7 protein-coding genes are annotated in these 5,132 nt (G+C 65.6%); 5 read left to right on the plus strand and 2 right to left on the minus strand.

Annotated elements, in window-relative coordinates; all coding sequences use genetic code 11:
• The 4 genes from CVM52_RS23365 to CVM52_RS23375 form a co-directional block, all read left to right on the plus strand.
• The coding region (locus tag CVM52_RS23365) for an SAM-dependent methyltransferase (RefSeq protein ID WP_205965011.1) at positions 1 to 321 on the plus strand (321 nt) is incomplete at its 5' end.
• On the plus strand, positions 318 to 1,073 hold the full coding sequence (gene pgeF / locus CVM52_RS23370; RefSeq protein ID WP_100164747.1) for a peptidoglycan editing factor PgeF: 756 nt from the start codon (positions 318 to 320) through the stop codon (positions 1,071 to 1,073). The genes CVM52_RS23365 and pgeF, both read left to right, overlap by 4 nt.
• A gap of 241 nt (positions 1,074 to 1,314) precedes the next feature.
• Complete coding sequence (locus tag CVM52_RS27160; protein ID WP_172721078.1) at positions 1,315 to 1,467, plus strand: hypothetical protein; 153 nt, start codon at positions 1,315 to 1,317, stop codon at positions 1,465 to 1,467.
• A 341-nt stretch (positions 1,468 to 1,808) separates the two neighbouring features.
• Positions 1,809 to 2,594: a Hint domain-containing protein gene (locus CVM52_RS23375; RefSeq protein ID WP_100164748.1), complete on the plus strand. Its 786-nt coding sequence runs from the start codon at positions 1,809 to 1,811 to the stop codon at positions 2,592 to 2,594.
• Between the two features lie 4 nt (positions 2,595 to 2,598).
• On the opposite strand, the gene CVM52_RS23380 is transcribed toward CVM52_RS23375, so the two are convergent.
• Positions 2,599 to 3,099 carry an Lrp/AsnC family transcriptional regulator gene (locus CVM52_RS23380; protein WP_100164749.1) on the minus strand — a complete coding sequence of 167 codons (501 nt, stop codon included), beginning with the start codon at positions 3,097 to 3,099 and terminating at the stop codon, positions 2,599 to 2,601.
• Between the two features lie 214 nt (positions 3,100 to 3,313).
• On the opposite strand from CVM52_RS23380, the gene trxB reads away from it, so the two are divergent.
• A complete protein-coding gene (gene trxB / locus CVM52_RS23385) occupies positions 3,314 to 4,291 on the plus strand; it encodes a thioredoxin-disulfide reductase (protein ID WP_100164750.1) in 978 nt (325 codons plus the stop codon).
• A gap of 70 nt (positions 4,292 to 4,361) precedes the next feature.
• On the opposite strand, the gene CVM52_RS23390 is transcribed toward trxB, so the two are convergent.
• Positions 4,362 to 5,132: HesA/MoeB/ThiF family protein (locus tag CVM52_RS23390; protein WP_100164751.1), on the minus strand; the 771-nt coding region annotated here is incomplete at its 5' end.

A 5,132-nucleotide genomic window follows, 5' to 3' on the forward strand; every position in this document is an offset into this window, starting at 1 on the left:
CAGGGGCACAAGCCGGTCGGGGTGCTGGACGCTCCCGGCGAGGCCGACCTGACCGCGCATGTGGATTTCGAGGCGCTGGCGCTGGCGGCGGCCGAACCGGGCTGCGCCTATACCCGCCTGACCCCGCAGGGCGTGTTCCTGGAACGCCTCGGCATCACCCAGCGGGCGCAGGCGCTGGCCGCCGCGCATGGCGGATCATCGCAGGCCGAGGTCGCCGCCGCGCATCGCCGGTTGACGCACCCGGCGGAAATGGGAAACCTGTTTAAGGTGCTCGGCCTCTTCCCGCAAGGCGCCGCGCCGCCACCCGGACTGAACACATGACACTGGAAATTCTTACCTCACCCCAGCTTGCGCCGATCCGGCACGGGTTTTTCACCCGCCGCGGCGGCGCCTCGTCCGGTGTGTTCACCGGGCTGAACTGCGGCACCGGCTCCTCGGATCAGAGCGAGATCGTCGCCATCAACCGCGCCCGCGTTGCCGAGGCGATGGAGGTCAGCCCCGAGGCGCTGGTTTCGGTGCACCAGGTCCATTCCGCCGATGTGGCAACCGTCGATGCGCCGGTCCCCGTCAAGCCGCGCGCCGATGCGCTGGTGACGGCCACGCCGGGGATCGCCTTGTCGGTGCTGACCGCGGATTGCCAGCCGGTGCTGTTTGCCGACGCGCAGGCGCAGGTAATCGGCGCCGCCCATGCCGGCTGGCGCGGCGCGCTGGACGGCATCTTGGAGGCGACGCTCCACGCGATGGAAGAGCTTGGCGCCGAACGCGCCAACATCTGCGCGGTGATCGGGCCCAGCATCAGCCAGCGCGCCTATGAGGTCGGGCCGGAATTCGTCGACACCTTCCTGATGGACGATCCTGAAAACGCCCGATTCTTTGCCGGCGGCAATGGCGACCGGATGCAGTTCGACCTGCCCGGATTCGGCCTGCACCGGCTGCGCCGCGCCGGGGTCGGCGCGGCGGAATGGACCCGCCACTGCACCTATTCCGACGCCGACCGCTTCTATTCCTACCGCCGCAGCGTGCACGCGCGGGAGGCCGATTACGGCCGGCTGATTTCGGCCATCCGGCTGTAGCGCCGGGCCGAATTGTGGCCAATTCTGGCCCGCTGCGCCGGGGCGCACGACCGGTTCGCGGCAGGTCGGGCGAGATTTCCCCTTCATTTTCAGAGAATTTTACAGGCGCCGCCCCTGGTCGGGCCCGCTGTGCCCATGGCGGGAAAAGCCCACCCTGCGACAAATCCCTGCCCGATTGCACCGCAAGATTGGGGCCAGCCCATACGGCACGCCATCAAGACTCGGCAAGGAGCACGACCAGATGAAACCCAAAACCCGCTTTATCAAATCGGTTGTCGAAACCGCGCGCAAATCCGATGTGCAATTGCCGTGGGAACGCGGACCGCGCCGCAAGGAAACCATCGCCCGCCGTCAAGCCGCTGCCGCCGAAACCCACCGCCGCGTGTTGCACTGATCCTGGAACGGCGGGGGCAAAGCGCTTCCCCCGCTCTGAACAGATACCCGCCTGGCCTGCGCTCCGGCGGGTATTTTCAATTTTGGGGATTCTTTCCGGCACGATCCTGCCGATGAGAATCAGCAAATGTGGCAGAACTACCGACCTCTTCGCGAACAATCCCCAGTTGAAAAGGAAGATTGGTCTTCGTTCCGTCGTCAATATTTCCTATTTTTTGACAATTTGAGCAGAATTCCGCCATTTAGTCAGCATTGCAGATCACGACAACTTCTTATGTCGATCTGTCGTTGTCGGTGGGGGCCGACGAGAGATTCGACCCGATATGAAAGGGCCGACCTATTATGACGATCCCCGCCTCGCTGCCGCGTGCGGCTCAACGCGCTATTAGAACTGTTTCTCCTGCCCTGAACGATCCCGCCGCCCTGCGCGCCCGTCCCAAGCAGCAATTACGCCGCTACGAGGTCAGTGCCCTGCTGCCGAACGGTTCGGTCTCGACCACGCGCCATATTGCTCCGGCGCTGCCGCTGTTCGAAGATGCCTTCTGCGCCTTTTCGCGCGGTTCGCTGATTGAAACCGAATTCGGCCCCGTCGCGATCGAGGATTTGCAGCCCGGCGACCGGGTGATTACCGGCGACGGCACCACCCAGACCCTGTTGTGGAAAGGCAGCACGATGATCGTTCCGGCCCGGCCCGGCCCGAACGGTCGCAACATGCGCCTGACCCGGATCATGGCCGACGCCTTCGGCATGCAGCGCCCGCTGGCCTTTGTGGTTGCCGGCCCCTCGGCCCGCATCCTGCACACGCCCGGCCACCTGCGCGGCACCTATGGCAACACCCCGGTGCTGACCCCGGTTCAGGAATTCATCGACGGCAACGGCATCATCGAAACCGCGCCGCCCGCCGCGGTCGAGCTGTTTCACATCTGCCTGCAGCGGCACAGCACCGTGCGGGTCGGCGGTATCGAGTTCGAAACCTATCATCCGGGAGAAAATGCCGCGCGCACCGTCAGCCACCCGATGCGCTCGCTGTTCTTCAACCTGTTCGCCCATGCCGAACAGTTCGGCGATTTCGGCCCGCAGGTCTTTCCCCGCATTGTCGACGAGATGAACGACGCCCTGAGCGCCTGAGCGCTCAGGCCTCGCGGCCCAGCCGCTCTTCCAGCACGTCGAAGGGCACGCCAGGCTCATCCTTCGCCACCCGGATCACCAGCGAGGTCTTGACGCTGGCCACGTTCGGCGTGGTCAGCAGCGCGCCGGTCAGAAAGCTCTGGAAAGTGCTCAGATCAGGCGCGACGCATTTCAGGATGAAATCCACCTCGCCGTTCAGCATGTGGCATTCGCGAACCAGCGGCCAGGCCCGGCAGCGGTTCTCGAAGGCGCTCAACTCGGCCTCGGCCTGGCTGTCCAGCCCGACCAGCGCAAAGACCTGCACCTCGAATCCCAGCTCGCGCGCATTGACATCGGCATGATAGCCGCCGATAAGGCCGGCCTCTTCCAGCGTGCGCACCCGCCGCAGGCAGGGCGGCGCGGAAATGCCCACGCGGCGCGCAAGCTCGACATTGGTCATCCGTCCGTCAGCCTGAAGTTCGGACAGGATTTTTCGGTCGATCGGATCAAGTCGAGTTGTTACCATTACACGTACCCCGGAAATTTTTCCCGTTTATTACAGGTGATGCGCCCGATGCGCAATAATCTTTCGTAACTGCGCAATTTTCTTCTCGCCCCTCCCTCCGAACCACACGCCGGGCGGTACCGCGTCGCGGTCCAGGGCTTTAAGCCCGGCGCCGGCCGCTCTATATGGGGACAACGGCGCATGCGGCGCCCGGTCTGCACAGTTGAGGGATGTCATGGCTGATACACGCCACACCAAGGTTCTGATCATCGGCTCCGGCCCGGCCGGATATACCGCCGGCGTCTATGCCGCGCGGGCGATGCTGGAACCGATCCTGGTGCAAGGCATCGAACCCGGCGGGCAGCTGACCACCACCACCGAGGTCGAGAACTGGCCCGGCGATACCGAGGTGCAGGGCCCCGACCTGATGGTGCGGATGGAAGCCCATGCCAAGGCGATGGGCACCGAGGTCATCGGTGATATCATTTCCGATCTCGACCTGTCCAAACGCCCCTTCACCGCCAAGGGCGACAGCGGCACCACCTATACCGCCGACGCGGTGATCCTGGCCACCGGCGCCCGCGCCAAATGGCTGGGCCTGCCGTCCGAGGACAAGTTCAAGGGCTTCGGCGTTTCCGCCTGCGCCACCTGCGACGGCTTCTTTTATCGCGGCCAGGAGATCGTGGTGATCGGCGGCGGCAACACCGCTGTGGAAGAGGCGCTGTTCCTGACCAATTTCGCCTCGAAGGTCACGCTGATCCACCGCCGCGACGAACTGCGCGCGGAAAAGATCCTGATCGACCGGCTGATGAAGAACCCGAAAATCGAACCGCTGTGGCACCACGTTCTGGACGAAGTGGTTGGCACCGACGCGCCGCTGGGGGTCGAAGCGGTGCGGGTCAAGCACGTGGAAACCGGCGAGATCACCGAGATCCCGGCCAAGGGCGTGTTTGTCGCCATCGGCCACGCCCCGGCGAACGAGCTGGTGAAAGATGTGCTGGAACTGCACAATGGCGGCTATGTCAAGGTCAAGGCCGGGTCGACCGAAACCTCGGTGCCCGGCGTGTTTGCCGCCGGCGACCTGACCGACCACAAGTATCGCCAGGCCGTGACCAGTGCCGGCATGGGCTGCATGGCCGCGCTGGATGCCGAGCGTTTCCTGGCCGAACACGGGGTGGAAACCGCCCCGGAACAGACCGTGGTGGTCGCCTGATCACAACGCGCCCCGGACCCGCTCCGCGGCCGCATCGCAAACTCTGCGGGCGCAGGGCGGGCCTTTGGCTTTATCCCGCGCCCGCAGCAGCCGCCCCGCATACCGGGCAGTCCACACGCCGTTTCAGCGCGATCTTCCGCGTCTCGCCATATAAGGCGTCATAGATCAGCATCTCGCCCCGCAGCGGCGCGCCGGCGCCGGCGATCACCTTCACCGCCTCCACCGCCATCATCGAACCGACCACCCCTGGCAGCGGCCCCAGCACGCCCGCCTCGGCGCAGGAGGGCGCCAGCTCGGGCGCAGGGGCCTGGGCAAAGATGCATTGGTAACAGGGGGCGCCGCGCGCCGGATCGAAAACCGAAACCTGCCCTTCCCATTGCGACAGCGCCCCCGAAACCAGCGGCTTGCCCTGTGCGACCGCCGCGCGGTTGACCAGATAGCGGGTGTCGAAATTGTCGGTCCCGTCCAGGATCAGGTCATAATCCGCGAATAGCGGCGCGGCGATCTCGGCGGTCAACCGCCGCTGATAGGGCCGCACCGTGACATAGGGATTCAGCGCCAGCATCGCCTCCATCGCCGACTGCACCTTGGGCAGACCGATCCGCGCATCGCTATGGATCACCTGCCGTTGCAGGTTGCTGGCATCCACGGTGTCGGCATCGATCACCCCGATGGTGCCGACCCCGGCCGCGGCGAGATATTGCAAGGCCGGCGCGCCCAGACCTCCGGCGCCAACCACCAGCACCCGCGCCTGTTTCAGCCGCGCCTGCCCCGGCCCGCCCAGCTCGCGCAGCACGATGTGGCGGGCATAGCGCTCGAGCTCGCCAGCGGCGAAGGGCCC

The sequence above is a fragment of the Pseudooceanicola lipolyticus genome (genome assembly GCF_002786325.1).
Lineage (GTDB): Bacteria > Pseudomonadota > Alphaproteobacteria > Rhodobacterales > Rhodobacteraceae > Pseudooceanicola_C > Pseudooceanicola_C lipolyticus.

Excerpts from the sequence above, each read along its gene's own strand:
- pgeF (WP_100164747.1), top strand. The coding sequence starts at position 318 with ATGACACTGGAAATTCTTACCTCACCCCAGCTTGCGCCGATCCGGCAC.
- CVM52_RS27160 (WP_172721078.1), top strand. The coding sequence starts at position 1,315 with ATGAAACCCAAAACCCGCTTTATCAAATCGGTTGTCGAAACCGCGCGC.
- CVM52_RS23375 (WP_100164748.1), top strand. The coding sequence starts at position 1,809 with ATGACGATCCCCGCCTCGCTGCCGCGTGCGGCTCAACGCGCTATTAGA.
- CVM52_RS23380 (WP_100164749.1), bottom strand. The coding sequence starts at position 3,099 with ATGGTAACAACTCGACTTGATCCGATCGACCGAAAAATCCTGTCCGAA.
- trxB (WP_100164750.1), top strand. The coding sequence starts at position 3,314 with ATGGCTGATACACGCCACACCAAGGTTCTGATCATCGGCTCCGGCCCG.